23 protein-coding genes are annotated in these 26,173 nt (G+C 46.9%); 8 read left to right on the top strand and 15 right to left on the bottom strand.

The features are described from left to right. Positions 1-180: 180 nt before the first annotated feature. The 4 genes from rpoH to ftsY form a co-directional block, all read right to left on the bottom strand. The gene (rpoH, locus tag H8K52_RS18485) at positions 181-1,080 is read right to left on the bottom strand and encodes an RNA polymerase sigma factor RpoH (protein WP_186924386.1); all 900 of its coding nucleotides are present in this window, start codon (positions 1,078-1,080) and stop codon (positions 181-183) included. 242 nt (positions 1,081-1,322) lie between these two features. Beyond that, positions 1,323-2,240 (bottom strand): cell division protein FtsX, encoded by a 918-nt coding sequence (locus H8K52_RS18480; protein WP_186924385.1) that lies wholly within the window; start codon positions 2,238-2,240, stop codon positions 1,323-1,325. A gap of 27 nt (positions 2,241-2,267) precedes the next feature. Next, positions 2,268-2,954 carry a cell division ATP-binding protein FtsE gene (locus H8K52_RS18475; RefSeq protein WP_186924384.1) on the bottom strand — a complete coding sequence of 229 codons (687 nt, stop codon included), beginning with the start codon at positions 2,952-2,954 and terminating at the stop codon, positions 2,268-2,270. A gap of 33 nt (positions 2,955-2,987) precedes the next feature. Continuing rightward, positions 2,988-4,073 carry a signal recognition particle-docking protein FtsY gene (ftsY, locus tag H8K52_RS18470; RefSeq protein WP_186924383.1) on the bottom strand — a complete coding sequence of 362 codons (1,086 nt, stop codon included), beginning with the start codon at positions 4,071-4,073 and terminating at the stop codon, positions 2,988-2,990. A gap of 174 nt (positions 4,074-4,247) precedes the next feature. Here ftsY and rsmD point away from each other — a divergent pair, with 174 nt between their 5' ends. The 3 genes from rsmD to H8K52_RS18455 all read left to right on the top strand — a co-directional run bounded on the left by rsmD (position 4,248) and on the right by H8K52_RS18455 (position 5,795). Continuing rightward, positions 4,248-4,916, top strand: coding sequence for a 16S rRNA (guanine(966)-N(2))-methyltransferase RsmD (rsmD, locus tag H8K52_RS18465; protein ID WP_186924382.1), 669 nt, complete (start codon positions 4,248-4,250; stop codon positions 4,914-4,916). Between the two features lie 102 nt (positions 4,917-5,018). After that, positions 5,019-5,507 carry a pantetheine-phosphate adenylyltransferase gene (gene coaD, locus H8K52_RS18460; RefSeq protein WP_186924381.1) on the top strand — a complete coding sequence of 163 codons (489 nt, stop codon included), beginning with the start codon at positions 5,019-5,021 and terminating at the stop codon, positions 5,505-5,507. 27 nt (positions 5,508-5,534) lie between these two features. Beyond that, positions 5,535-5,795: a YfhL family 4Fe-4S dicluster ferredoxin gene (locus H8K52_RS18455; RefSeq protein ID WP_186924380.1), complete on the top strand. Its 261-nt coding sequence runs from the start codon at positions 5,535-5,537 to the stop codon at positions 5,793-5,795. On the opposite strand, the gene H8K52_RS18450 is transcribed toward H8K52_RS18455, so the two are convergent. Together H8K52_RS18450 and H8K52_RS18445 are read right to left on the bottom strand one after the other, a co-directional pair. Continuing rightward, positions 5,792-6,925, bottom strand: a complete 1,134-nt coding sequence (locus tag H8K52_RS18450; protein WP_186924379.1) for a sensor domain-containing diguanylate cyclase — start codon at positions 6,923-6,925, stop codon at positions 5,792-5,794. The two genes, H8K52_RS18455 and H8K52_RS18450, sit on opposite strands and share 4 nt — an antisense overlap. Positions 6,926-7,155: 230 nt before the next feature. Beyond that, a complete protein-coding gene (locus H8K52_RS18445) occupies positions 7,156-7,902 on the bottom strand; it encodes a hypothetical protein (protein WP_186924378.1) in 747 nt (248 codons plus the stop codon). Positions 7,903-8,183: 281 nt separating this feature from the next. Between H8K52_RS18445 and H8K52_RS18440 the strand changes: the two genes are divergently transcribed. Then, positions 8,184-8,993: a hypothetical protein gene (locus H8K52_RS18440; protein WP_186924377.1), complete on the top strand. Its 810-nt coding sequence runs from the start codon at positions 8,184-8,186 to the stop codon at positions 8,991-8,993. Here H8K52_RS18440 and H8K52_RS18435 read toward each other — a convergent pair. The 5 genes from H8K52_RS18435 to H8K52_RS18415 all read right to left on the bottom strand — a co-directional run bounded on the left by H8K52_RS18435 (position 8,970) and on the right by H8K52_RS18415 (position 16,598). Then, positions 8,970-10,262, bottom strand: a complete 1,293-nt coding sequence (locus H8K52_RS18435) for a dicarboxylate/amino acid:cation symporter (protein ID WP_186924376.1) — start codon at positions 10,260-10,262, stop codon at positions 8,970-8,972. The two genes, H8K52_RS18440 and H8K52_RS18435, sit on opposite strands and share 24 nt — an antisense overlap. A gap of 8 nt (positions 10,263-10,270) precedes the next feature. Beyond that, positions 10,271-11,083 (bottom strand): peptidylprolyl isomerase, encoded by an 813-nt coding sequence (locus H8K52_RS18430; RefSeq protein ID WP_186924375.1) that lies wholly within the window; start codon positions 11,081-11,083, stop codon positions 10,271-10,273. Between the two features lie 365 nt (positions 11,084-11,448). Beyond that, positions 11,449-13,068, bottom strand: coding sequence for a methyl-accepting chemotaxis protein (locus H8K52_RS21660; RefSeq protein WP_222613842.1), 1,620 nt, complete (start codon positions 13,066-13,068; stop codon positions 11,449-11,451). A gap of 372 nt (positions 13,069-13,440) precedes the next feature. Further along, positions 13,441-15,027: a phosphoethanolamine transferase gene (locus H8K52_RS18420; RefSeq protein ID WP_222613841.1), complete on the bottom strand. Its 1,587-nt coding sequence runs from the start codon at positions 15,025-15,027 to the stop codon at positions 13,441-13,443. A 284-nt stretch (positions 15,028-15,311) separates the two neighbouring features. Then, on the bottom strand, positions 15,312-16,598 hold the full coding sequence (locus H8K52_RS18415; RefSeq protein WP_186924373.1) for an MFS transporter: 1,287 nt from the start codon (positions 16,596-16,598) through the stop codon (positions 15,312-15,314). 246 nt (positions 16,599-16,844) lie between these two features. Between H8K52_RS18415 and H8K52_RS18410 the strand changes: the two genes are divergently transcribed. Continuing rightward, positions 16,845-17,648, top strand: coding sequence for an AraC family transcriptional regulator (locus H8K52_RS18410; protein ID WP_186924372.1), 804 nt, complete (start codon positions 16,845-16,847; stop codon positions 17,646-17,648). A gap of 26 nt (positions 17,649-17,674) precedes the next feature. On the opposite strand, the gene H8K52_RS18405 is transcribed toward H8K52_RS18410, so the two are convergent. The 4 genes from H8K52_RS18405 to H8K52_RS18390 form a co-directional block, all read right to left on the bottom strand. After that, positions 17,675-21,238, bottom strand: coding sequence for a PAS domain S-box protein (locus tag H8K52_RS18405; RefSeq protein ID WP_186924371.1), 3,564 nt, complete (start codon positions 21,236-21,238; stop codon positions 17,675-17,677). After that, positions 21,238-22,386, bottom strand: coding sequence for an FIST signal transduction protein (locus H8K52_RS18400; protein ID WP_186924370.1), 1,149 nt, complete (start codon positions 22,384-22,386; stop codon positions 21,238-21,240). Before H8K52_RS18400 ends, H8K52_RS18405 begins: the two co-directional genes overlap by 1 nt. Positions 22,387-22,435: 49 nt before the next feature. Beyond that, entirely contained in the window at positions 22,436-23,506 is a 1,071-nt protein-coding gene (locus H8K52_RS18395; RefSeq protein ID WP_343044249.1) for an HD domain-containing phosphohydrolase, read from the bottom strand. 193 nt (positions 23,507-23,699) lie between these two features. Then, positions 23,700-24,035, bottom strand: coding sequence for a hypothetical protein (locus H8K52_RS18390; protein ID WP_222613840.1), 336 nt, complete (start codon positions 24,033-24,035; stop codon positions 23,700-23,702). Between the two features lie 95 nt (positions 24,036-24,130). On the opposite strand from H8K52_RS18390, the gene H8K52_RS18385 reads away from it, so the two are divergent. Genes H8K52_RS18385 through H8K52_RS18375 form a run of 3 tightly spaced genes read left to right on the top strand, consistent with a single transcriptional unit; the run spans position 24,131 to position 26,122 of the window. Next, positions 24,131-25,153, top strand: a complete 1,023-nt coding sequence (locus tag H8K52_RS18385) for an RHS repeat-associated core domain-containing protein (RefSeq protein WP_186924368.1) — start codon at positions 24,131-24,133, stop codon at positions 25,151-25,153. A gap of 3 nt (positions 25,154-25,156) precedes the next feature. After that, positions 25,157-25,384, top strand: coding sequence for a hypothetical protein (locus tag H8K52_RS18380; protein WP_186924367.1), 228 nt, complete (start codon positions 25,157-25,159; stop codon positions 25,382-25,384). A 9-nt stretch (positions 25,385-25,393) separates the two neighbouring features. Further along, positions 25,394-26,122, top strand: coding sequence for a hypothetical protein (locus H8K52_RS18375; protein ID WP_186924366.1), 729 nt, complete (start codon positions 25,394-25,396; stop codon positions 26,120-26,122). Positions 26,123-26,173 lie beyond the last annotated feature (51 nt).

Raw genomic sequence — 26,173 nt, 5'->3', positions numbered from 1 at the left:
AACTAGTTGTTCCAAGGTGACCATTTCTAATTCGTGTTGGAAAGGTGTCGGTGTTTTTAGCATGCCGCTATTAAACCAAAAGACCTCGCACTTGGCGAGGCCTTTTGGGGTTTGTCAGCAGTCTGAAAGGCACTCGATTGAGTGCCTTTTTGCTTATCTCAGACTGAAATAAGTATTCGCTTAAGCATACTCGCTAAGCGCTGTTTTCATCTTCTTTAAAGCCGCCGTTTCGATTTGGCGAATACGTTCCGCAGATACGCCATATTCGTCAGCCAATTCATGCAAAGTGGCACCAGAGCCGTCATCGTTTTGCAACCAGCGTGATTCGATGATGTGACGTGAACGTGGATCCAGCTTCGCTAATGCAGTTTCCAAACCTTCGCCTTGCATGCGATCGTATTGCTGTGCTTCGATGACATTGGTTGGTTCACCTGCGTCAGTTTTTAAATAGGCAATCGGCGCAAATTTTTCGTCTTCGTCGTCGCTGGAACCATCTAAAGCAACATCTCGACCAGACAAACGCATTTCCATCTCAATTACGTCTTCGCGTTTGACATCTAACTTTCTTGCTAAGTTATCGATCTGCGAAGGTGTCATGGAGTCTAGACCTTCTTTATTCGAACGCAGATTAAAGAACAGTTTACGTTGCGCCTTTGTTGTCGCAACTTTGACCAAGCGCCAGTTCTTCAGGATGTATTCATGCATCTCGGCCTTGATCCAATGCATCGCATAAGAAACTAAGCGCACGCCTTGATCTGGATCGAAACGCTTGACCGCTTTCATCAAGCCGATATTGCCTTCTTGAATCAAGTCAGCGTGTGGCAAGCCGTAACCTAAGTAACCACGGGCGATAGAGACGACTAAGCGCAAATGCGACATAACCAATTGTTGCGCTGCGTTGAGGTCATTGTGTAATTTTAACTTCGTTGCAAGATCAATCTCTTCTTCTTGCGTCAACATAGGTAAACGATTGACCGCAGAGATATAGGCATCGATATTGCCTAATGTACCGGTAAACCCCAGTGCTAAAGCGGTGCTGTCCGAAGAACGCAAAAAGCCTTGTGCTGATGTTTGTGTCATGTTTCCTCCTGATATGAAATCAGATTGTATCTATGGAGCCGTACCAAAAACAGTTTTTAGTACCTTCAAGTTCTAATATTAGCACTCAATCGGCATGAGTGCTAATAATCTGTTTGTTTCGACGAAATTCAAGATCTTTGCTGTAAAAAAATTAATTTTCACTGGCATTTCAGGGCAGGAATCTGCGTATTCGACCCAAAGGCGCCTGAAAAGTTGCACGAGTGCATTAGCTTTTGTCAGGATTAGGCCGCAATTTTCGATAATTGACGACGAACGGAGAGGTAGGCGCCACATAAACCAAGCAGTTTGCTCATCAGAATTAGACCTAGACTTGGCAATATGCCAAGCGGGCTGAGGTGAAACTCGGAAGCATACAATTTGGCAAATTCGGCAATTGCTTGATTTAACGGTTGCAATGATAGCGCCACTAAACCTAAGGCTAAGCCACCTGCGAGCACACCTAGCATAGCACCAGTGTAGTAATACGGCTTATGAATGAAACTATTCGTGGCCCCCAACATGCGACTGACACTGATCTCGGCTTGATGCGAAATGACTTGGAGTCGTGTCGCATTAAAAATCACGACAATCACAACGATGGCTAGAGTTACTGCTAAAAATAGCAAAGCCATTTGCAAGACATGTAAAAGCGCAGCTAAGCGCTTCACCCAGGCTGAATCCACTTGCACCACATCGATGTGATCGAGACCTTGCAATGCACTGGTTAACTGTTCGACTTTTGTGCTATCTGCGCTGGACAGTGAGAGAACAAAGGCGTCTGGCAGTGGATTGCCACCCAAAGTGGCCAGAACTTCTGCCAAATTATTTGTGCCCTCCATCGTTGCCAAAGCTTTGTCTTTAGGCACAAATCTTACTTTTGCCTCGACCTTTAAATCTTTTAGGGTCTTTTTGATCGGTGCTTGCAATGCTGCCGCATCGCTAGTAGCGAGCTCTGGTTTGAGAAACACGCTAACTTCGGGTTCTATGGATAACTGAGATGCGACTGGGCGTATATTTTCTAAAACCGTTAAGCCTGCAATTGGCAGAGACAAGGCAATCGCAATCACTAAAACATTAAACAAAAAATTACCCGGTGCAGCGCGTAAATGAGTCAATGCACTGCGCATCGCATAGGCATGTTGGCGGAACCAATTGGTCATGATGAATGTGTATCCTTGAAATCTGATTTAAGCAGCAACAGTCGGTTCAACTGCTGAAGTCCAGGAGTCAGTGACCTCGCCTTTACTTAAATAAATGACGCGATTGGCTTGATCTAAAAACTGTTCATCGTGGCTAGAAATAATACAGGTCACGCCTGAGCGTTGAAATGCTTTCAAGGCATTGATCACGATGATCGCATTGTCGCGGTCCAAATAAGCGGTTGGCTCGTCCGCCAAAATGATTTTGGGACGATTGACGATCGCACGTGCGATGGCGATACGTTGTTGCTCGCCGCCTGACAGCGCAAGTGGCGAGGCATGTGCTTTGTCGAGAATATTTAAGCGATCTAATGCGGCACAGGCGCGAGTTTCTGCTTCACTGGTAGATTCACCTACGACGATCATAGGCAACATTACATTCGCTAATACACTGCGATCCAAGAGCAATCCTTGACCTTGTAAAATTAAGCCTAACTTGCGACGCAAATAAGGCAAGCTACCACTTTTCAATTGGCCGATGTCTTGACCATTCATTAGTACCGTGCCGCTACTCGGCTTTTCTAATCCAGCAATCATGCGCAGTAAAGTCGATTTACCAGCGCCCGATGGACCCGCCAAGAAAACTAATTCACCATCGCCTATCGTTAAGGACACGTCCCTTAATGCATAGATGTCGTTGGCATAAGCTTTCGTTACCTGTTGGAATTCAATCATTGCAAACTTTCCTTCATCGTGTGCTGGTCAGTTTTATTGCAGTAGTGCGTCAACAAATTCTTGTGCATCGAAGGCCTGCAGATCTTCAATTTGCTCACCGACGCCGATGAAATACACAGGAATAGGGCGGGTTTTTGCAATTGCTGCCAATACGCCACCTTTTGCGGTGCCATCTAGTTTGGTTATGATGAGGCCAGTTAATTGCAGTGCATCGTCGAAGGCTTTGACCTGTGTTAAGGCATTTTGTCCGGTATTGCCATCAATGACTAATAAAACTTCTTGCGGCGCGCCATCCATGCCTTTGCCAATGACACGTTTAATTTTTTTGAGCTCTTCCATCAAGTGTAATTGGGTTGGTAAACGACCGGCAGTATCGACCATCACGACATTGGTACCACGTGCTTTGGCGGAAGCAACGGCATCGAATGCCACTGCTGCTGGGTCGCCAGATTCTTGCGCGATGACGGTAATGTTATTGCGTTCACCCCACACCATTAATTGTTCACGAGCCGCGGCGCGGAAGGTATCACCCGCTGCCAACACCACGGATTGATTATGCGCATGCATGTGTTTGGCGAGTTTACCTATCGTCGTTGTTTTCCCCGCGCCATTCACTCCGGCGATCATCATTACCAAAGGTTGATGGCGACCAAGTTCAAACGGTTTTTGCAATGGTTTTAGCAAGTCAAGTAACAAGACTTTGAGCGCGGCTTTGACTTGCTCTGCTTCGGTTAATTTCTCTTCTTTGACCTTGCGTTTTAAACTGTCGAGCAAATACATGGTCGCTTCGACGCCTGCATCGGAAGTCAATAAGGCAGCCTCCAGTTCGTCATATAAATCATCGTCGATTTTTGCGCCAACAAACAGCGTGGTCAAATTCGATGAGGTCTTTGCTAAACCCTGTTTTAGTCGCGCGATCCATGACAGTTTTGCCGGTGCTGCTTCTGGCTTGGTCTCTGGTTTTGTATCTACTTCAACAGATGCTGGAGTTTGAACAATTGCGGTCTCTACAATGGCGTCAGATGCGCCATGATCAACCTGATTTGAGGTGACTTGAACTTCGGAAGCCGCTGGTGTTGCAACAACTTCGGGTGTTTTTTTTCTAAAAAAGCTAAACATTGATGAATTTGTACTCAAAAGTAGTGTTGAGATGATTCGCTGATATTGACTTGTAAGCTAAGACAAATCTGTGAGATCGGGTGTTGATTACCCGAGAAATGCAAAGCGTGTGCGAAAAACCTTTAGAATGCTGCCATTCTAACAGAGCCTAACCACGATTTTTCGCCACCCGCTATGAATCACATCAAGAAACGCCAGAATCCAATTGTTACACCCGCTAAGGCGATTAAGCCAGCAAAGCATAGTCAGGCTAGTCATCAAGTCCGCATCATCGGCGGTGATTGGAAGCGTACGCCTTTGACGGTGATTTCTGCCGAGGGTTTGCGTCCAACCCCAGACCGCGTCAGAGAAACGGTGTTCAATTGGCTGAATCATGTGTTTAACAGCCAGTGGGATCGACTTTCTTGCCTCGATGTTTTCGCTGGTAGCGGTGCTCTGGGATTCGAAGCGGCCAGTCGCGGTGCGGCGAAAGTGAAAATGTGTGAAGCGTTTCCAGCGGCGTTTGCGCAGTTAGAGCAGACCAAGCAAAAGCTCAAGGCGGAACAGATTCAATTGCAACGCGGTGATGCGCTCGTTTTGCTGAAAAGCTTGATTACGAAGGCTGAGAAGTTTGACGTCATCTTCCTTGATCCTCCGTTTAACTTAGGCTTTCTGGAAAGAGTTTTACCCCTATGCATTGATCTGTTGGCGCCAAATGGGGTTTTGTACGTGGAATCCGAGCAGGCTTTTGAGACTCTTGGCGTGACAGAAACTGCGGGATGGCAAGTTTTACGGCAAGACAAAGCGGGTAGCGTGCACTTTCATTTGTTGCAACGCAACACTGATTCCGGTGAAGCTGTTTAAAATCTGGGATAATGCCCGTCTAAAATCAGAGCTAAGTCGATTGTTGTGACAAGAACTTAGTAAAAATAAAATCGCAAACACCACCACACCAAGGGAAACGTTATGGTCACAGCAGTTTATCCGGGAACATTTGATCCGCTGACACGCGGCCATGAAGACTTAGTGCGTCGCGCCTCTGGCTTGTTCGATACGCTGATCGTCGGTGTGGCTGATAGCAAAAATAAGAAACCTTTTTTCTCTTTGGAAGAGCGTCTGAGCATTGCCAATGAAGTGCTGGGACATTATCCGAATGTGCGGGTGGAGAGTTTTTCTGGCTTGCTGAAAGACTTTGTACGCAAAAATGATGCGCGCGTCATTGTGCGTGGTTTGCGTGCGGTGTCTGATTTTGAATATGAGTTTCAAATGGCGGGGATGAATCGATATTTACTACCGGATGTCGAAACCATGTTCTTAACACCATCGGATCAATATCAATTTATTTCCGGCACCATCGTTCGTGAGATTGCGCAATTCGGTGGTGACGTTTCAAAATTTGTGTTTCCATCGGTCGATGCTTGGCTGAAGAAAAAAATCGCAGAACAAACCAAGTAATCAAGAAATAAAGTAACGAAGAACAACATGGCACTATTAATTACCGACGACTGCATCAATTGTGATGTGTGTGAACCTGAATGCCCGAATGAAGCGATTTATATGGGGCCAGAGATTTACGAGATTGATCCGAATAAATGCACGGAATGCGTTGGGCATTATGACGAGCCGCAATGTCAGCAAGTCTGCCCCGTCAGTTGTATTCCGTTTAATCCAGCTTGGCGCGAGACTAAGGAACAGTTAATGGCCAAGTACCAAACGCTACAAGCAGCGGCCAAGAAAGTTTAATCGTCGATCGCGACACGCACGCAGTTGCGTCCCTGATCTTTTGCTTGGTACAAGGCACGGTCTGCACGCAATAGCAAATCGTTAGCCGTGCTGTCAATTTCTCCGAGATTGTGATCATCCGATAAAGTCGCGATGCCAATGGAAATAGTTACGTCACACATGCCACCCATGCTCAATGAAAATGGTTTGTCGGCGATACTGTTGCGAATTCGTTCGGCAACCATCAGTGCGTTGGCATGCGATGTGTTGACTAACAAAACCACAAATTCCTCACCACCAAATCGACCGATCGTATCGCTTAAACGCAGTTCGGCTTTGATGCGCTTGGCGACTTCACGCAAGACATCGTCTCCACCTTGATGACCATGCTGATCATTGATGTTTTTAAAGTGATCAATGTCCAAATACATGCAGGCGATACAGTAATGCTGACGCCGCGCTCGACCAATTTCTTCCAACATTCTTTGTTCGACATAGCGGCGATTGCTTACATTGGTGAGTGCATCGGTTAAACTGATTTGCGTTAATCGCTCACTGTTGATGACGTTTTCCAAACAAATGGCGATGATAGAAGCAAGCCTTTCGACAAAATCGGTACCCATATCAAAGGAAAAACGCTCCGCATCCATGCTGCCTAAATTCAGACTTCCTAATAATTTACTTTGACGAATTAGGGGGATGATGGCAACGCTGATTGGTTGCTCGAAGCAAGGGGCAAATAAAATTTGATGTACATCGGTTTCATAATTGCCGAGTACGGGCTTTTTTAGTGGACGCGCTTCGATTTGCAGTTCGGTTTCGGATTGTACAAACAACAGAAACGGGAATTCGGTACTATCGATCTTCAAATCCGCCAACATGTCCTGCAAGTTATGTTGACTATTGACCAGACTTAAAGTGACTTGATCGAGCTCGCAGAGTTCTGCCAAAGTCACGAAGATATGCTGAATTAATTCACGAAAGCTGTGTGATCCTATCAGTTGCAGATCTAAGGTCTGATGGCGATTTAAAATGTCTTGGTTATGGCGCGCCTCCACCAATAGGTCTTGCAACTGTGCGCGAACGATATGTACTTCATTATGGGTGGCATCACCAAGATGATTCGAGCCAGAGGTCAATGACTTATCCATAGAGTTCTTGTGTACTGTGATTCAAGGGAGGCGCTTTTGACAATAATGTCACTACTGCATCACAACTTTAACATAGGCCGTTGATGCGCAGCGTGAACTTACAGTCTTTAACAAGTTGAAATCTAATAAATGCACACATCGTGCGAGATATTTTGTCGCTGTAATGCGACATAGTTTCTGTGTGTCATGAAAAAACATTTTTCTTTGTTTGCTCTAATCGCAATGTCATTTCAATTTTCTTGCTTTGATGTGGTTAACATACTTTGCTCGTAGTTGATCAGGGCATCATCAATGATTCTCGTATCCCAAATTGGTAAGGAATATTGCCCTTTCGAGCCTATCTTCTTTTCCAATGTCGATGCAGATGAGTTCAGAATGACTTTGCTGATATTTGACGGCGCAAAGTACATGACGTTGACAGCGCGTGATGTACATGGATTACCGGATGCAAATAAATTCACATGGGCGCTAAATACGATGGACACGTCTTGTTTTTCTACCGCCCATCGCACTTGGCATTCGAGTCTGAGATCACCGAGGCGTTTGACATCATCGGATAAATTCGCACTTTTGACATAGGGCTTAAAATAAAACTGACCTTTTGGCTTATTCAAAATGAGATCGTATTCGTCCTCATGTTTGAGAGCAATGTCTGGTAACTGAAATTTGCCATCCGCATCGATTGGAATATTGATTGAGGTTTCATCGCTCGCCAGACGCATCGTGACACCTTCTAAACTTAGCTTTTTTGATCTGGGGATCAGGATGAAAAAGAGCTCTGAATTGGGAGCCAGTTTATTGTATTCGGCGTAGGCTTTTAAGCCTTTCTGCATTTGCGAATACGATTTGAGTTCTAGACCTTTTTGCGAAGATACTTCGACTCTGCTGGTGCTGCTGTCTCTGTTTTCATCTTGCGCACTTGCCGTCAAGATAGGAAGGGATAACAATAGACAGATCCCGAAATTCGTTATGTTCATGTGGTCTCTTATGTGAAGAATTGGTTTGGTGGAATTTCTGTTGCAGCCGCTAAGGGGCTGGCAATGGCATGAATGATAAATGCCAAGATTAAATTAATCTAGTAATTTTTGCATGTATTTTTAAGCTGTTTCAACTTGACTTGATCATGGTAGGCAAGATGTTTGGTGGCATCAAAAGTGCAAGAAAATACTATGTAACGAGACCTGAAATTATTTCTTTGACCTTCACCGATCTGCACACGATCATGACGCTTCTCTCAATATGTAAATAAAAACCATCTATGAAAACACGCGTATTTTTCTGTATCTTCGCATTTCTATTTACAACGAACAGCTTCGCGCAGGAAACTTCGGCGACTCCGCAAGCAGCAAAGGAGCAAAATCAAGAGCAAGAAGCATCCGCCCAATCGGTAGAGATTAGTAATGTCAAAAACCCAGACTGGAAGTCATACAGAACGATGTTGAAAGGCTTGGATGCATTTGAAAAGCATCACGCCCATGCTCCTCGCGCCGAGCATAAGTTCATTTTGAAGCCGCGTAAGCAAGAGACGAGTTTGACCGGTGTCAGTTTGCGTTTAGCGACGGATGACTACAGTCGTCTTATCGTTTTGGGTGAAGACGGTAGCTTTAGTTTGCCACGTGATCCGCAGGCAGAGGCGCAAAATGCGGAGTTAATGATCAATCGTAAGAAAGACTTATTTCGCTGGTGGCCATTGGTACAAAGTCCGGGATTAGCCCCAAATCAACGTCGTTTAGGCGATCTGCGTTTGGAGTGCGAAATGTTTTGGGCGATTCATTATGACGACTTACCGTTTATTGCACGTAATTTCGTTAGGGCCTTGGGTGGTCCTTGCAAAACCAAAAAAGTAACACTTGGTTTTCCGGCTGAATTTATGGGTTTGCGAAGCGCGGTGTTGGTGGAAGGTGAGCGCCGTCAAACGATTATCATCGACGCAGCTAAATCTTTATATTTCCTGACTTTGTTTGATCCTAGTTTTAGTGATAACGCGGTGATCGAATTGGTGTATGAGGACAATGAAGAACTTAAGAAGCGCAACGTCAACGGCTTAAATGTTACTGTTGGCTTCTGAAGAGCCAAGTCGTTTTCTTAACCAATCTTTACCTTCGGCGATGCGGGTCACCATCATTGCAGAAACCAAATCCCCATTCGCATTGAGCAGGGTGGCGATAGGATCGACGAGCGTGCCGATGACCATTGCCACCGGCAATGCCTGCTCCATCGGAAAGCCAAAGGCGGTGATGGCAAACACTTCGCCGATGTAACCACCATTGGGAATACCACCAGCAACCACCGAGACCAACACCGTGATGCCCAGAATTGCAAACCACATTTCTGGCGCAGAAAAATCTTTACCAAACATGGCGAAGAGTAGCGCAAGTTTAATGATCGAGGACATGCTAGAACCATCTTTGTGAATCGGTGCACCTAGCGGTATAACAATATTTCGGATATGAGCTGGAATTCCCATTTTTTCGGCGGCGAGCAGATTCGCTGGAATGGTAGCGATGCTGCTGCAGGTACCGACTGCGGTTAATGCTGGTGTTAAGTTATTTTTCCAGAACACAGTAAAGCCCAAACGGCCGCCAGCAAAGTACGCATACAAGCTAAAGAAAATCACAAAGTACACGCTGCAAGTCGCGTAATACAAGGCCAGTGGATGCATGTATACGCCAAGTAATTGTGGGCCAAAGACGCCAACTTGATACGCAAAATAGGCTCCTAAACCCAGCGGCGCGATGGTCATGATGATGGCTAATAATTGCTTCATGACTTCGTTGCCAGCATCAAGAAAGATGACAAAGGCTTTGCCTTTTTCTCCTGCGCGTAAGGTGGCGAAACCAACCATGATAGAAATGAGAATCAAGGCCAGCATATTCTTGCGTGACATCAATTCAAAAAAATCATTGACGGTCAATACTTGTGCCAAGCTAGTTCCTGTCGCCTGCTGTACCGAGCTAGGGTTGTCGATCAATGCTTGTGCAGCCATGGCGCGCAAGGTCGGATCTTGCGCAAGTGGGAACGCTAACATCACGACTAGCATGACGACCGCGGATATCAAAACTGTCGTGATAAAGACGGCTGTGACGATGCCAAATAATTTCCCGAGTTGATCGGTTTTTTGCAAATTCGCAATCGACGAGGCGATGGTGAAAAACACTAAAGGAATAATGGCGGTGAAAAGGAGATTGAGAAAAATATCGCCGATAAATTTAATGCTCTCGACCTGACTCCCAAACATAAAGCCGACTAAGCTACCAATGCTGATGCCTGCTAAAAGCAAGAGGATGCTGGCGTAGTTGCGTAGCAATGAGGAGCTGTGATGGGAGGCCGTGTGCATAGTTTGATTTAGTTGATTTTGGCGGGAACGACGACATCACAAACACTAAAATCTGCGCCCTTTTCTTGACGGACTTTTGCGATGATTTTTTGCATTGCCTGCTCGGACGCGACTTTGACTTGTGGGCGTTCATTGGCTGGAATATCCGCTAGTATCCTGACGCTTTGCATGATGTCTGGGGTCACTGGTGGTTCGCCATGCTTGATGTTGAGTAGTACATCCATGCCGATCACAACGCGTCCAAAGATCGTGTAATCGCGATCCAAACGGCGGGTGGCGTCGAGCATGAAGTAGAGTTCGCTGTTAGCAGAATCGCGTGGTTCATTGCGCCCCATGCCCGCGATCCCAGCGCAATGCGCACCCCAGCTTCGTAAACTGGCACCATCTTTCTTGAGTGCATCGGTGATTGGTAAGGATTGTATACTGACGCTACCTAGAAAGCCGCTGGCCGCATCGCTGCTATTGCTGGCTATATTGCTGATGGATTTGTACGGTAGCTTAAACATCATCTCTGGTGGTAAGTTCGGATACTTGGTACCGCCACCATCTTGATTATTTGGGTTGCCTGTTTGTGCCACAAATTTGGCAATCACACGATGAAACTGCAAACCGTCATAGACTTTTTCGCGGCTCAATAATTTGATGCGCTCGACTGCTTTGGGCGCCATTTCAGGACGCATCTCAATAATCATGCGACCTTTATTGGAGTCAATGACCAAAGTGTTTTCAGGATCAAGTGTCCGCCAATCGTCACTGGCAAAACAGACTGGTGTTGCCGCGATGGCGAACGAGGCAAAGAGTAGGCGGGTCAATACTTGCATGCGGATTCCTTGATCGAAGTGAGTTGAACCCAGATTTTCCATTAGGCGCGTCTTCGACGCTATTTGAGCGCTGGCGGCGCATTTTCGGTCATTTTTTTCGTTCTTCGTTGCAAATAGCTAGCTATTTGCGCCTCATTCACGTAAAAACTGCCTCGAAAAGTGCATCCACCATCATCTCAAATCCTAATGGAAATTCTGGGTTGAATTGCTCCGGCTATTGTAGGTAAGGCTCGCGATCAGAGCCAGTCTTATTTTTATCAATGTGCATGAAAAAATGGTTTGCATCAGGGTAGACGCAAACCATCATTTTTGTGTATCAGCGTAGCATCGATAATTGCATTCTCGATTGCGCCAATTCGCTTTGATTAATGCGATGATGAGGCAGGCTTGATCGTATGCCCATTCGCTGTTGTGACCGGATCACCACGCATTCTGAACATGTGTACAACTTGCGTGAGTGCATTCGCTTGTTCTTGCATAGCAGTGGCCGCTGCTGCTGCTTGTTCTACTAAGGCTGCGTTTTGCTGAGTAACATCATCCATTTCGTGGATCGCTGAATTCACTTGTTCAATGCCCACCGATTGTTCATCTGAAGCTTTGGTAATCTCTTGCATGATTTGCGTGACATGTTCAACGCTTTCGACGATTTCCTTCATGGTCTCACCAGCCTGATCGACTAATTGAGTACCTAGTTTGACGCTGTCGACAGAATCACCGATTAAGGTTTTGATTTCTTTGGCCGCACTTGCCGAGCGTTGTGCCAGACTGCGGACCTCCGAAGCAACCACCGCAAAACCACGACCTTGTTCGCCAGCACGAGCAGCTTCCACCGCAGCGTTCAGTGCCAGAATATTGGTTTGAAAGGCGATGCCATCAATGACCGCAATGATATCCACGATCTTTTGCGAAGACGCGTTGATCAAACCCATGGTGTCGACCACCTGCGTGACGACTGCGCCACCTTTCATCGCTACACTGGAAGCAGATGATGCCATTTGATGGGCATTGCGAGCGTGAGATGAGTTTAGTTTGACAGCATCTGTTAAGGTCAGCATGGAGGCAGACGTTTGTTCTAGTGCGCTAGCCTGACTCTCGGTGCGGCCAGACAAATCCATATTGCCTTGCGCGATTTCAGTTGATGAAGTGACGATGGCATCGGTACCTTTGCGGACTTCGCGAATAATATCTCGCAAGCTATTTCGCATCGTAAATATGGAATACAGCAGGCTACTTTGATCTTTGGTGTCGATGGCGATGTGGACGGTGAGATCGCCAGACGCAATCGCACTGGTAATGTCGACGGCATATTGTGGTTCGCAGCCGAGTTGTTTTATCAGACCACGAGAAATGAAGTAGCCCATGGCGAACAAAATCAATGAGAGCAGGATTACGACAATCACGATCTGTATGACGCGTTGATAAAGGATGCTATCGATTTTGTCGAGATATACGCCCGTACCGATGATCCAAGACCATTGAGAATTGAGTTTGACGTATGCGACTTTTTCGGACGCCATCTTGCTGTCAGGTTTGTTCCAAGTGTAGTGGACGAATCCTGCACCATCTCGCTTAGCGACATCGCGCATTGCGAGAAACAAGAGTTTGCCTTGACTGTCTTTGTCAGCGCTTAGATCTTGCCCGTTTAAGTTGGGGGAAACAGGATGCATGACCATACGTGGATGGGTGTCGCTAATCCACAAGTACTCATCGTTGCCGTAGCGCAGGGCTTTGAGGGCAGTAATAGCCGCGAGTTTGGCGTCAGTCTCATTCATCTTTGATTCTGTCACTAATTTTTGATAGTGTTCGACCAAAGTGTTCGCCAGTTCAACCGTATGTCGTATGCTGTTTTGATGTTCTTTGATTAGAAGATTTTGCTCCGTCTTTAACAAAAATGTTGTTAACGCCACCATGGCAAGAATCGCGCTGGTGATGAGCACTCCAAGACGTTTGCTGACAGTGAGTTGTTGGAGGCCGAGGCCGATCATATAGTTCTCCTGATGTGTTCGATCATGCGGATCATGGGTTCGACTTTGTTTTGTAATGACGCTTTGATGGTTGGGGTCGTCAAATCCTCAAGGCAGCGAAGTGGACTTACGTTCAAGTTGTAAGCAATCTGCTTTGCAGCTATTCCGAAGCGCTTACGCCTGAGGGCAAAATCCTATCATGCACCTAATGTTTTCGAGAAAATAATTCTGTGTTGCATGGTGGTGTAGCAACAGTCCGTATTTCGCGGTAAGTGCTTAATTGCGACCGATGTGATCGCTCTATTGGTGAATTTATCTATGGTACAAAGCCTGTACTATTGCCTACGCGTCTCGACGTTTTTGCTGGTATGACTGGTACATTCAAAGCGAAAATTACTTACTGAAGCTCTTGATAGGAATGCCAAGTTGTGGGTTTTCGAACCGATATTCCTCGCGCAGAATATCTTTGTGCGTTTGCTGTTCAGTCCATTCGATTGCCAATTGCGATAGGATAGTCCAGCCTAGCCAATCTAATCGAAAGGGGCGATTCGCGATGTTGGGCGCAGATGGCGCCAATGCTTGTTTGCTCCAAATAAAACTGGGAATGCGATAACCAGCGGCGGTGCTGGCACTATGACCAGCATGTTCCCGCGTATGCCCGACCTCTTGACCATGATCTGACACAAAAATCCAAGTGCCATGTTTTGTTGTATGTAATGCCTCGCGGGTGATTTCAAAAGTTTTGACGATTTGATCGTCGTGGTGTCGCAAGGCGGCATCATACTCATTGCGCTTTTCAATGAGCCATTTCGATCGACCTTGTTTCTTCATGGCTTGCGTTACGCCATCGTTTGCATTCGTATAGATCGCTGCTGAGTTGGGATAGCGCATCTTATATTGAGGATGCGCGCCAAGCATGTGCACCACCACTAATTTCCGTTGATGTGGTTGCTGTAGTGCTGCCGCCAGTGGTTGGTGCGTGCTGGAATCGGACGAGGTGCTATCTCGACCAGGTATTTTGTTCAGCATTACTAGGTGATCGGCAAACCGCGCATGGGCTTGTTCGATCGCTTGGCCATCGTGATTGCCGATCCAGCTGATATGGTAGCCTGCGGCTTTTGCCAACGCCAACAAGTGCACTGTTTGACCTTCCTTAGTCGCTAGGTTGAACAAACTATCCAAAGAGGCGAGAGTGGCGGCTTGGGTTGACCATGCATACCGAAAATTAATCATGTCTTGCCGCAAGGATTGGCTGAGGGCTGCAAGTCGCGGTGTGGTATTGCGTGCGTAACCATGGGTCGACATATTGTCTCGGTTCAGGCTATCTGAAATGACTAATACGAGTGTCGATGACTCTTCGTGCGTGATCGTGGGCTTGAGTGTTTGGGCGAAATTGAATTCTTGCAAGCGCTTCTTCCCTAGGTCATGCCAGCTTTCTCGCAGCTCGATGGCATTGGTGGCGGTGCGCGGCCAGAAACTCAGTGGATGCAGTTTGCGCCATGGTTTGCTGGCATAGGCGAGTGTTGATATAGCGATCGCTATGATTAAGAAAGGGAAAATGCCCTTTGACCTAAACTGCGTTGGATAAGGTCGAATGGCGGATGCCGATGCCGCTTTGACGAGTATGATCAATAAGCCTAACGTGAGTAGGCCAAGCGCTAACAGCGTGATGATAGGCTTGGTGAAACTGGCAATGAATTCGATCGATTCTTGGGGCGTTGTATTGGCGACTGCACTTAGTACGAGTGAACTCTCAGGTGCAGCTTGATAAGCTTGGTAAATGAAATAGCGCAAAATGCTATCGAACAGGAAGCTAGCGAGGACAACGCAGACCAAGACAGTACGAGCTGTAAAGTAGCGAGGATTTGCAATCGGTAACAGTAGAACCAATTGGAATGGCAAAGCGAGTGCCAACATTTGTAGCGTTTTGACGTGATCGTGTCCTAGCTCTTCGATGCCAATCAAGAGTGCAAATAGCAAACACCATGTCCAAAGTGGGCGAAAAGGATGACGCCACAGTGACAGCATTCCGTTGCGAAAATTCTGATTGGCAAATGATGTTGTTTGCAGCATAGGAAAATGAGTGTCAGCTGAGAGTGATCAATGTCTCCAAATTTTGAAAGGCTAGGGTTTATGCATAGTCATTCGTTAACTTCGGATTTTGGGTAATTACGAACGAGAGCATACTATATAAATCATTTACCCTTCGACCGTGTGCATGTCAGTTGTCCCATCGCCGTCATTTGCCTGTGTCGCCCTTATTCTTAATGAGCGCTCTTATGCCGTTTGCGGGTCGATGATCCCACGCCCACCGCTGTAAATATTGCCAACAGTTGAAACAAAGCGATGCAGGCGAACACCCATTGCGGATGATGGGCATCCATGATTGCGCCGAACAAGGCAGGTGAAAAAGCTAAGCCGATGTCGAGACCCGAGTACACAACGCCATACACGCGACCGGTTGCATTTTTGGGAGAGGCCGCGCGAATCAGTAAATCGCGAGAAGGTCCTGCAATCCCAGCACCTAAACCAACCGCCCCCATTAGCACGACCGCCATGCTGGCAGAAACCCAACCCGTCGCTAACAGCAAGGCAATCGTCGCGGAAAACGAAAAAGCGATGGTAATAGTACGGTCGTGGTCAGTGGTTTTCGCTGCGATAAAACCGCCCCATACCATCCCAAGTGCTGACGTTAGCATATAGGCGGAATAGCCTGCAGTCGCCCATGCGAGAGACATCCCATACACTTCGCGCAAAGCGGTGGGAGAGAAGCTTTGGATGCCACCGATTCCCATCGAAATCATAAAGAAAAATAAGAAACACATCCAGACGGCAGGCAAACGCATGAAGTGAAATAGACTATTGTCAGTATTCTGAACAGCCGCATTCGCATTTGGTGGCGTTACTGGTTGTAATTGATGGTTGTCTTCCTGTTTTTTTGGGCTAGTGTGAAGCAAATCGCGGTAAACGAACAATATCGCCAATACGACGATAGGAAGTGCCGCTGCTACCATCAAGGCGACTCGCCAGTGATATAAGTTTGCCAAAGTCACTAAGAATATTGGTGCTGCCGCCCAGCCCAAGTTGCCACTGATGCCGTGTACCGAGAACGCATGGCTAAGGCGCCCAGTCGAAACGCATTTATTTAAGATAGTGTAGTCAGCGGGATGAAATACGCTGTTTCCCAAACCTGCCAGCATAGAGCCCAGCATCAGCACCAGATAATTGGGGGCAATTGCTAACACCACTGCGGACAAGGCAAGGCAAGTAATACCAAAAAACAGCACCGCTCGGGCACCAATTTTATCCACGACAAAGCCTGCTAAAGCTTGGCCTATGCCAGAAATCACAAAAAAAGCACTCATTAACAGACCGAGCTCAGCGTAGGATAAACCAAAGGCTTCTTTCAACCAAGGAAAGAGCGGTGCGAGGATCATGTGAAAAAAATGTGAAATGCCGTGCGCCAGACCGACAAGACTAATTACCAACGCATCTTGTCTAAAACTATTCGGTGTTTGCACTTGGTCGTGGCTGGCAGTAAGGCTGGTCATAGAAAAAACTTTCGCGGTCGTCGCATGGGATTCATCAGGAATTTTCCTTTGAGGCTTTCGGAATTATCGAGATTCGATTCTCGATAAAGCATTAAGTTAAGTTCCTAGCTCAACATCGCGAAATCAAAGTAAAAATTGAATTGTGAAGCTACAGTGTAAGGAATAATTGCTAGTCTGTTTTAAGATGATCAGTCATAATTTATCTTGTTTATGCCAAATCGTTGACGTATTTTTGAGGTGTTAGTGATGTCACAAGTTCCGCTTACCCACACTGGCGCGCCGCCGGCTAGTTTGGCACCTAGTGTTGCTCGACCTTTACGGGTCGTTGCCCGTGATCTTGAGGCGGATGAGTTATTGCGAGCGCATCAACATCCGTGGGGGCAAGTGACGTATGCATTGAATGGTGCGGTGCAGGTCAACGCGAATCATCAAACTTGGTTTGTGCCACCGCTGCGGGCCATCTGGATTCCGCCGCTAATGGTGCACGAAGTACGCACTTTAGAACGCGCTCAACTGCGTGCGATTTACGTGGACTCATCACTGGCACCGATCGCTGGTGAAGACTGTGTCGTACTAGAAGTTTCTGAGCTGATGCGCGAATTGGTGCGAGCACTGACGAATATCGAACTCAATGACGATCCGCATCAAGTCGAACGTGAGATGCATCTGTCTGCTTGTCTATTAGACGAATTAGCGTATGCAGCACCGTTACCGCTAAATGTACCGATGCCGCGCGACAGTCGTTTGCGTAGCTTGTGTGAAATCTTAATCGCTGATCCCGCATCGAATCAGAGTTTGGCCGATCTATCTAAGCAAGTTGGCGCCTCGGAGCGGACTCTGGCGCGTTTATTTCAAACCGAAGTGCAAATGAGTTTTGGCTTGTGGCGACAGCAAATGCGTTTAGCTCGCGCAGCGCCTCTCATGGCGCGCGGACTCCCATTGTCTGTGGTTGCGGCCGAGTTAGGCTACGCTAGCCAGTCGGCTTTTTCTGCCATGTTCAAAAGAACCTTTGGACAGTCTCCCACCACATTCTTCAAGTCATCGAAGTAGGGTGCTCAAACATAAACAATATGCGGTCAGCGATTCTTTTCTGCTAAATAGTCGATCAATGCCGCCTTCAGAGACGGCATTAATTGCTGAATTTGTTCAAATAAAACGGCCACATCGGTGAAGTCAGCTTGTTTGCCTTTGAGTTCCAATGCTTTCGACAGTTGCTCTAGTGGTCTGGCATTGAAGTTTCCCACCAGGCCTTTGAATGTATGCGCGCTGCGATGCAGTAGTTCTGCATTATTGCTTTGGATCGCGGTTTGAATTTCATCAAGCTGTTTGTCACAACCGTCCAAGAACATCGGTGTAATGATTTGTATCACTTCCTCATCGCCTTCGAGCATGGCTGTTGCAAAATCAAACGCGGTATGTTCCAGATTATTGGTGGCTAGTTTACCCTCGTCTGATACCAGATTCGAACTAACCATGTTGGTTTTGTTGTCGGTTTCTTGAATGGATAGCAGACTCAAGATGTCCTTGAGTGCATCGGATTTAATGGGTTTGGATAAGTAATAATCCATCCCTGCCTCCAAGCAACGCTCGCGGTCACCTTGCATGGCATTCGCAGTCATCGCAATGATAGGAATATGCTGATCGTCGCTTTCTAGACTACGAATGATTTGGGTAGCTTCGATACCTCCCATTTCTGGCATTTGCATATCCATCAGAATAACGTCATAGGAATTCTGATGATATTTTTCGACGGCAATGCGACCATTTTCCGCAAGCTCATGCTGATAGCCCCATTTGTCGAGTAAGCTAGCGGCCAGTTTTTGGTTGATAGGATTGTCTTCTGCAACCAAGACACGCAAAGGTTTCAGTTTTGTTGAGCCCTCTGGTCCAATCAAATTGATATAATGCACGGCGCCAGTTGCAACGCCATGGAATACCGCATCGATTGCCACTTGTAATTCGCTCTGACTGATGGGTTTGCGGACGTAGCCATTAATCCCTATGGTTTCACATTTTTGTGCGTCATCGATTGAGGCAGCAGACGATAGCATTAGCATTTTGCCGTTACCGAGCAGTTTTTCTTTGATCAGTTGCTGTGCCAAACTAAAGCCATCGACTTCAGGCATGCAGGCATCCAATAAGATCAAGTCGTAATGCTGCGATATCGCGGCACTGCGGTGTAAAGCGTTTAGGGCCTCTTGAGCACTGCTGGCGACGGTGACGTTCATTTGCCACTTCAGCAGAGTATCGCGTATGTATTGTTGATTAATGGCGTTGTCATCGACGACTAAAGCGGAAAGCCCTTGTAATTGCATGCCGGGTAAGGCAATGGCATTGGCGGTGCTAACGCCGAAATCGGCAGAAAAATAGAAACAGCTACCTTGCCCCTCCTGACTATCGACACCTAATTCACCATGCATGCATTGGACCAGGCGGGACGAGATGGATAGTCCCAATCCAGTACCGCCATATTTTCTGGTGGTGGACGCGTCGGCCTGGCTAAATGGCTGAAAAATATGGTCGAGTTTTTCACGTGCGATGCCAATTCCCTGATCTGTCACTGAGAAGTGCAGCCGAGCTTCAGTGTCATGTAGTTCGACTAAGTTCACTTCAATCGTGATTGCACCGCGCTCGCTAAATTTGATCGCGTTGACCAGTAAATTATTGAGTACTTGACGCAGTTTGCCAGGATCGCCAATAAGTACTTCGGGTAACTCAGGATCGATTTGATAGACTAGCTCAATGTTCTTCTGTTCGGCGCGAATAGCCGATGCTTTCAACATGGTGGCAATCAGTTCTCGGATTGGGAACTCAATTTTTTCCAGTATCATTTTTCCGGATTCTATCTTGGAAAAATCGAGGATGTCGTTGATGATACCTAGTAGGGAATTAGAGGAAACTTTAACCAACTCCAGATATTCTCGTTGTTGGGGCGCGAGTTGGGTATCGAGCGTTAATTCCGTCATGCCAATAATGCCATTCATGGGGGTGCGAATTTCATGACTCATTGTCGCGAGGAATTCACTCTTCGCTTTGCTCGCTTCTTCTGCACCAATTTTTGCGCGGATTAAGGCGGCTTCAAATTCTTTGCGACTGGTGATGTCGCGGCAGGAACCATAAATACTACCGTCTGGCAGTAGCGCTGCATTCATTTCTACGGGCACTTGTCCGCCATCTTTTTTCAATAGCCGAATTTCTTGACGTATCAACTTTTCACGTTGCAAGCGTTCGCTAAACGTAGCTTTTGATAGCTCTCTAAAATTTTCTGGCAAGAGCGCATAGATGCTGGTGCCGATGATGTCTTCACGGCTAAAACCTAACATGCTCAAGGCAAGGTCGTTGACGTAAATCCATTGCTCATGGCGATCGGCAACAAACACCGCATCGGCGGCGTTATCCAACATCATTCGTTGTTTGTTTTCACTTTCACGCAAGGCTGCATCTGCGGCATGTCGGGCAGTGATGTCTTGGAAGGCCGCCACTGAACCGACGATATTGCCATCTTCGAAGATCGGCGACGCCACGATAGCAACCGGAAATAATCGCCCAGACCGATGTTGGAAATACTCTTGATCGGAGCGAAACACTTGTCCAGAATCGACCGCTAAACTAATTGGACAATGCTCTCGAGCGACCGATTGGCCATCGATTGTTTGCGAATGAATTAAATGATGTAAGCTTTTGCCGGACAGCTCCGATAGAGTCCAACCTAGTATTTTTTCTGCCTCTGGATTGACGAAGGTGCAGTTGCCTTCGGCATCTAATGTGTAGACGCCTTCTCCTAACGTGTTCATCACATTTTGCAATAGCCGTTTACTAGTCTCTATTTCTTCTTTGAGTAAACGTTCTTGTGTGATATCGGTTCGAATGGAAATGTATTGGTAAGGTTTTTTGTCGGCATCCAAAAACGGTACGATCGTCGCATTGGTCCAGTACATATTGCCTTCCTTGGACCGATTACGAATATCGCCATGCCAAACTTTTCCTGACGAAATGGTTTGCCACATAGCGGCGAAAAATTCTCGTGAATGTAATCCTGAATTGACAATACGATGATTGAAACCTAGCAGTTCGTCGCGTGGGTATTGGCTGATTTCACAGAATTTGTCATTGGCGTAAATCAAGTCGCCTCGTGCATTGGTAATGCTGACGATCGCATGTTGATCTAGTGCGAATTGTTGATTTTCGACCGCATTCAATGCCGTTTGTAATTCACTTCTGGTGGCTAATATGTCGCCAACGAGACCCGCCAATAGCGTGCTGAGATTCTCTAGACTATCTTCGTCGTCTAAGCGTTTCCCTAATTGCGCCAACACTTCATTGGTGGTGTGGCGCAAGGTCTGCATGACTTGCTGACGCATTTCGGATTCTTGGCGCAAGCTACGGTTGGCATTCATTAATTCTTCGGAACTTAATTCCAGACTGCGCTTGCCAAGATCGAGGTCACGATCTGCTTGATCATAAGCTTCATCGACTTGATTCAAAAACTGTCGCATGCCCTTTAGCGCGGTGCGAGCTGCGCTGCTCAGCCCGCTGTTTTCATCCAAGTTTTCAAATTCGTCTAATACGCTCGCGAGTTGCTCTTCGCCTTGGATACCAAGCAGACGTTTGTATTGGCGCAAGGACAGTTTGTGAGACATTACAGACTTTCGGCAAGATAAGTAATGGTCATAGTCTGGTTATGCAAGCTACACGCTTCCAATCGATAGCCAGGGCAAATTTCGCCATTCGAATAGAAGCCGCATAGGGTGGCGTCATCACCTAATATTTCTTGTACTGCCTCGACTTCTTCATCGACACGGCCACCCATAACAAGCTTGCGACCGACGCAACTGACTAGTAAGCCCAAAGCTTGACCATCGCGTTCACCAGTGCCTTCGAGTGTCGCATTCGCAGCCGTTTCCGCGCCATCGACCAGATCGTTGGTGTGGGCGTGCATCAAGCGCAGATAACCATCAGGATTAATGACGCCAGCTAGTACCAAACTGCCATCGTCTTCATTGATCCCCAGAATGGTACGAATTTGTCCGAGTGACTCGCGGGCATCACTGAGCATTTCGAATGGAAACAAGAGCCCAGAGCCAGGCAAATCTTTGGCGTAATCGCCGAGGTAGCGCTTATAGACTTCTAAGGCTGGTTCTCCATCTAGTTCATACAGAATATTGCCGATACAACGAGTGACCTTGCGGGTCGGGCCAAATGGTTTCCAACCGCCAAAGCTGCCGTGCGAGAAAATTAATTTTTCGCCTGAAAATCCGACTCCGACTAGGTGTGAGGTTGATACGCCTGCATTCGACAACGTATAGGTTTTGACGAAAGCGCCAGCATCCGCAGCCAAGCCACCGGTGATTGGAAGAGAGTTCCCTAGTACGTTCACCATGCCTTCGATCATCGCACTGCCATTGATGCTGACGCCTTGACCCAGCACTAGTACGGCGCGCAAATCCTTATCCTGCAATTGTGCTGCTAAAGCCTGACCGGCATCAAACGATTCTTCCATACTGTCGATGGGCGCGGTGGCAACCACAAATTGGGTGTTCGAAAAGTGGACCGCGGTCACCACTGTCGTTTGGTCGCTCACACCCACCGCGGAAATTTCTCCTGCGGTGGTACACCCGACCCTTTGCGCTGCGGGAAAATAGTCAGCGAGTTTGGAGCTGAAATCTGGCGTCGTGAAGTGTTCCACGCATCCAAAAATCAATACTAATTGCGGATCGATCTTGGTCAGCTCGGATAGCTTGTTTAAATCAGCAGGTAAATCTTTCAATACGATTTGGGCGATTTTCATCTTGCGTTTCCTTTGCGATAGTCTTGTCGGGGTACTGCTGGACGATAAATTAGAACGCACCAAAATTTTCTACATCATCTTGGTCTTCCTGGTAGCGCTCCTTGATTGCCAAAACTTCAGAAAAATTTTGCAGAAACGCATTCACACATAGCGGGTCAAAATGTTGACCGCTACCTTCTCTCAAAAAATTGACTGCTCGCTCAATGTCCCAAGCTTGTTTGTATGGTCGTTCTGAAGTGAGCGCGTCGAACACATCGGCCACAGCAACGATGCGCGCCGATAGTGGAATAGCGGAGCCTACTAAACCTTGTGGATAGCCACTGCCGTCAAATTTTTCGTGATGTGCCAAGGCGATTTCCGCGCCCATTTGCAAGGTTTCCGACGCGCTTCCATCGAGAATCTGGAAACCCAGTCTCGCGTGTGTTTTCATGATGGAAAATTCATCGACAGATAGTTTTCCTGGCTTCAGCAAAATGTGATCAGGGATCCCAACTTTACCAATGTCATGCATGGGCGCAGCTTCCAGGATCATTTGTTGAACGGCTTCTGGCAAATTGAGATTTTGGGCGATTAGACGTGAGTAATTTGCCATGCGGACGATGTGAGCGCCAGTTTCTGGATCACGTGAATCCGCTGCTTTTGATAGTCGCAATATGGTTTCTTGTTCACGCGCCCGAATTTCTGCGGTGGCTTTTTGCACCTCCGCATCCAGCCAAGCGGCACGATTTTCTAGTAAACGCTGATGACGCCGTAAGGCCAGCATATTTTTGGTACGGGCGAGAAATTCTATTTTGTCGACGGGTTTGATCAAAAAATCATTGGCACCGACTTCGAGTGCCTGATAACGCAATGCCACCTCATCATTGGCAGTAATCATGAGGACTGGGATGTCCTGGCAATGTGGCAAATTACGGAATTGTCGAATGAATTCAATGCCATTCATATTGGGCATCATGTAATCAACCAGTACCAAATCAGGCGCTTCCTTAACGCACCAATGTAGCGCTGATTCAGGATCCAGAAAATCAACGGAAGAGCAGTGCTCGATTTTTTCGAGCAAACGACAGAGAAGCGTCACATTAATCTGTGAGTCATCAATAACTAGTACCCGCATCTCCATCGAACAACTCCCGTGACAAAGCTGCACATGAGGCAGAGCTTGTGTTGAATACGAAGAATTTTTGAAACGAACTAGTGAAAATGATAGCCGAAATACGGAGAATTTATTGCTAAGGAGAAAAAAAGTTTAAGTTTTGTCTTTATTTGAACATGTTTAGGCGAGTATTCGCTTTGATATTGGAAGGATGCAGGTATCAACGAGATGCAAGTTTTTGGGCTTTTTTAGCGGCATGCATGCTAATCGCTGCACAAACGATTCCTACCATCAATACTGTGTTGTTCGAATTTGCTTGATCTTGCACCAGCACAAAATTGCTGACGCCAATCAAACATAGCAAAGTCGCCCAGCCTAAAAAACAAAAACGGCGCAAATCATAATGTGAAGCAGGATTTGCACGCCATAACAAGCTTAGACTGAGCACCGGCAATAAAAAAATGACCGCAGTCCCAAATTGACCTGCTATCGCCCGATTTTGAAAGATTGCTGCGAACAAAGGCAAGCAAGCCAAACTGGCGAGCAATGACAACATTAAAGAAGCCATACTTAAGAATAATTTTTCACGCAGCATAATCAGATATCACCGTAAGTAGCCCAACACAGGCAAGCGCAGCATCGTAGCAAAAAATGCCGTGCTGTAGGGAGTTTCTGAGGAACAGGTTCACGCAAGAGACAAAAACCGTAGGCAGCACCCAAAGCAGCATCAGCTACACATGGGACAGCAACGGCAACCTCAAAAGCAAAACACTAGGCGAAAGCCAAACCACGTTCTATGCGTGGAATAGCGACCAACGCTTGACTGCCGTCAAACAAGGCACGAGCGAAGCCACTGCCATCACGGTAGCGCAATACAGCTACGACCTTGATGGCAATCGCACGCAAAAAGTCGAACCAGGGCAAAACGGCAATCCAGACAAAATCACAAACTACCTAGTTGACCGCAGCTATACCTATGCACAAAGCCTGCAAGAAACCGTCACATTGGGTGCGAACAGCACTATCACTAACTATGTCTGGGGTAACGGTTTAATTGCACAAAGCAGGGCAGGACAAAACAGCTATTATCATGCCGATGGTTTGGGTAGTGTTAAGGCGTTGACGGATGCAGCGGGCATTACCACAGATGCCTATGTGTATGATGCGTTTGGGACTGTGGAGGGTCATAGCGGGGCATCTGACAATGCTTATCGGTATACTGGGGAATATTTCGATGATACGATCCAGCTGCAGTACAACCGCGCCAGGTGGTATGACACGGCGGTAGGCCGGTTCAATGGAATGGACACGCATTCCGGGTCAATGGCTCAACCCATTACATTGCATGATTATGTCTATGCAAATAACGATCCCATTAATGTGACGGATCCAAGTGGGCAAATGGGATTGATGGACGTTGGCGGCGTAGCCAGCAACATAGTGGCCGGCTTCGCCACAAGGGCTCAAGTTGCGTTTCAAACAGGAAAACAAGCCGGTGGGGCGGCAGTTCGCGCGCTTGGAAGAGTCGTTGAGCGACGGGTGCAGGAAATGATCCGTCAATGTTTTAAAGGGGATCTAAAAAAACATGTTCCGGTTTCAGGAAGCGGAGGCAATCGAAAGATTGATTTCTTGCTGGATCTGAAGGACAGAACGCAATTGCTTGAAGTGAAGTAGAAAGTGCCGAAAGCAGCTTCCGAAGCCTTCGACCGGCTAATAGCACAAATTAAATCTGGTAGAGAAACACACGGAAGTATTGCCGTTGTTTTTGGAAAGGAATTCAAGCCAAAAGAAAAGCAACGTATCTTGGATGCTCTTGGAGATAATAAAGGCGGAGTCGAGCTAATAAGTGGATTTGTCGGGTTAGCGCACTTCTTGACTGATGCGTTCATTGATATGTGTTTCTAAGGATATGGTATGAAGATCAAAAGGATCGATATAAAAATCTGGAATAATTTGCTCTCCACTGTATATGCAAAAATCTCAGAGGCCGAGGCACCGGCATCATTGCTGAGTTATCTCAGGGGACGGCTTCTCGATAAATCAGAATCGATCTGGCTCCCATACGAGAACGGTTGGACGAATTCTCAGTTCGACGAATGGGACAATAGAGTTGGCGACTATGTAAAAAGCATTCCTCTAAATTTAAGGCCCGAAGTAGCAACGTCCGCTTTAGTAGCCACAAGCAGGATTGAAATGCAAGCGCAGGTGCCGAACTCTAGTCTTCTTGGCTCCCTTGACAACATCCTTGATTCGTTAGAAATAGATCATTCAAGATTTGGTCTTTTTTCTGCTCGGAACGAAGCGGTCGGAGAATTTTTACATGCAATGGTTTGCTTCGATAAGCAGTTGCTTCGAGGCCGTATAGGACTGAAGGTCGATCAAACCCACACACTAATTGAGGCAACGACAGAGAGTGCTTTGTTTCGTGCAAAAAACCGACTATCCGCAGAGTATTATCCTTTTTCCGCCGTGTTGCAGCAGATCAAAAAACAGCCTGTAGAAACTCTGCGGGCTTTAAAAAAGGAATTGAGTTGCCTTCATCAAGAAATTCAGAGTCTTCCTTTTGACGATGCAGAATCGCGTAGAAAATGGCAATCACAGGTAAAGCTGTCGGCAGAGATATTGGGCCAAGCAGAAGGCTAGCAGACTAAAAGTACAAAGATGCGCAGAACGGGATCATGCGCAGAACGGAGT

The organism is Affinundibacterium seohonense (genome assembly GCF_014284305.1).
GTDB lineage: Bacteria > Pseudomonadota > Gammaproteobacteria > Burkholderiales > Burkholderiaceae_D > Undibacterium > Undibacterium seohonense.
This window is presented reverse-complemented; position numbering and strand designations above follow the sequence as displayed.

Excerpts from the sequence above, each read along its gene's own strand:
- H8K52_RS18400 (WP_186924370.1), bottom strand. The coding sequence starts at position 22,386 with ATGAAAATCGCCCAAATCGTATTGAAAGATTTACCTGCTGATTTAAAC.
- H8K52_RS18410 (WP_186924372.1), top strand. The coding sequence starts at position 16,845 with ATGTCACAAGTTCCGCTTACCCACACTGGCGCGCCGCCGGCTAGTTTG.
- H8K52_RS18450 (WP_186924379.1), bottom strand. The coding sequence starts at position 6,925 with ATGGATAAGTCATTGACCTCTGGCTCGAATCATCTTGGTGATGCCACC.
- H8K52_RS18405 (WP_186924371.1), bottom strand. The coding sequence starts at position 21,238 with ATGTCTCACAAACTGTCCTTGCGCCAATACAAACGTCTGCTTGGTATC.
- H8K52_RS18440 (WP_186924377.1), top strand. The coding sequence starts at position 8,184 with ATGAAAACACGCGTATTTTTCTGTATCTTCGCATTTCTATTTACAACG.
- rsmD (WP_186924382.1), top strand. The coding sequence starts at position 4,248 with ATGAATCACATCAAGAAACGCCAGAATCCAATTGTTACACCCGCTAAG.
- H8K52_RS18385 (WP_186924368.1), top strand. The coding sequence starts at position 24,131 with ATGCCGTGCTGTAGGGAGTTTCTGAGGAACAGGTTCACGCAAGAGACA.
- H8K52_RS21660 (WP_222613842.1), bottom strand. The coding sequence starts at position 13,068 with ATGATCGGCCTCGGCCTCCAACAACTCACTGTCAGCAAACGTCTTGGA.
- H8K52_RS18435 (WP_186924376.1), bottom strand. The coding sequence starts at position 10,262 with ATGCACACGGCCTCCCATCACAGCTCCTCATTGCTACGCAACTACGCC.
- H8K52_RS18475 (WP_186924384.1), bottom strand. The coding sequence starts at position 2,954 with ATGATTGAATTCCAACAGGTAACGAAAGCTTATGCCAACGACATCTAT.
- H8K52_RS18445 (WP_186924378.1), bottom strand. The coding sequence starts at position 7,902 with ATGAACATAACGAATTTCGGGATCTGTCTATTGTTATCCCTTCCTATC.
- H8K52_RS18480 (WP_186924385.1), bottom strand. The coding sequence starts at position 2,240 with ATGACCAATTGGTTCCGCCAACATGCCTATGCGATGCGCAGTGCATTG.
- ftsY (WP_186924383.1), bottom strand. The coding sequence starts at position 4,073 with ATGTTTAGCTTTTTTAGAAAAAAAACACCCGAAGTTGTTGCAACACCA.
- H8K52_RS18390 (WP_222613840.1), bottom strand. The coding sequence starts at position 24,035 with ATGTTGTCATTGCTCGCCAGTTTGGCTTGCTTGCCTTTGTTCGCAGCA.
- H8K52_RS18455 (WP_186924380.1), top strand. The coding sequence starts at position 5,535 with ATGGCACTATTAATTACCGACGACTGCATCAATTGTGATGTGTGTGAA.
- H8K52_RS18395 (WP_343044249.1), bottom strand. The coding sequence starts at position 23,506 with ATGGAGATGCGGGTACTAGTTATTGATGACTCACAGATTAATGTGACG.
- H8K52_RS18415 (WP_186924373.1), bottom strand. The coding sequence starts at position 16,598 with ATGACCAGCCTTACTGCCAGCCACGACCAAGTGCAAACACCGAATAGT.
- H8K52_RS18430 (WP_186924375.1), bottom strand. The coding sequence starts at position 11,083 with ATGCAAGTATTGACCCGCCTACTCTTTGCCTCGTTCGCCATCGCGGCA.
- coaD (WP_186924381.1), top strand. The coding sequence starts at position 5,019 with ATGGTCACAGCAGTTTATCCGGGAACATTTGATCCGCTGACACGCGGC.
- rpoH (WP_186924386.1), bottom strand. The coding sequence starts at position 1,080 with ATGACACAAACATCAGCACAAGGCTTTTTGCGTTCTTCGGACAGCACC.
- H8K52_RS18375 (WP_186924366.1), top strand. The coding sequence starts at position 25,394 with ATGAAGATCAAAAGGATCGATATAAAAATCTGGAATAATTTGCTCTCC.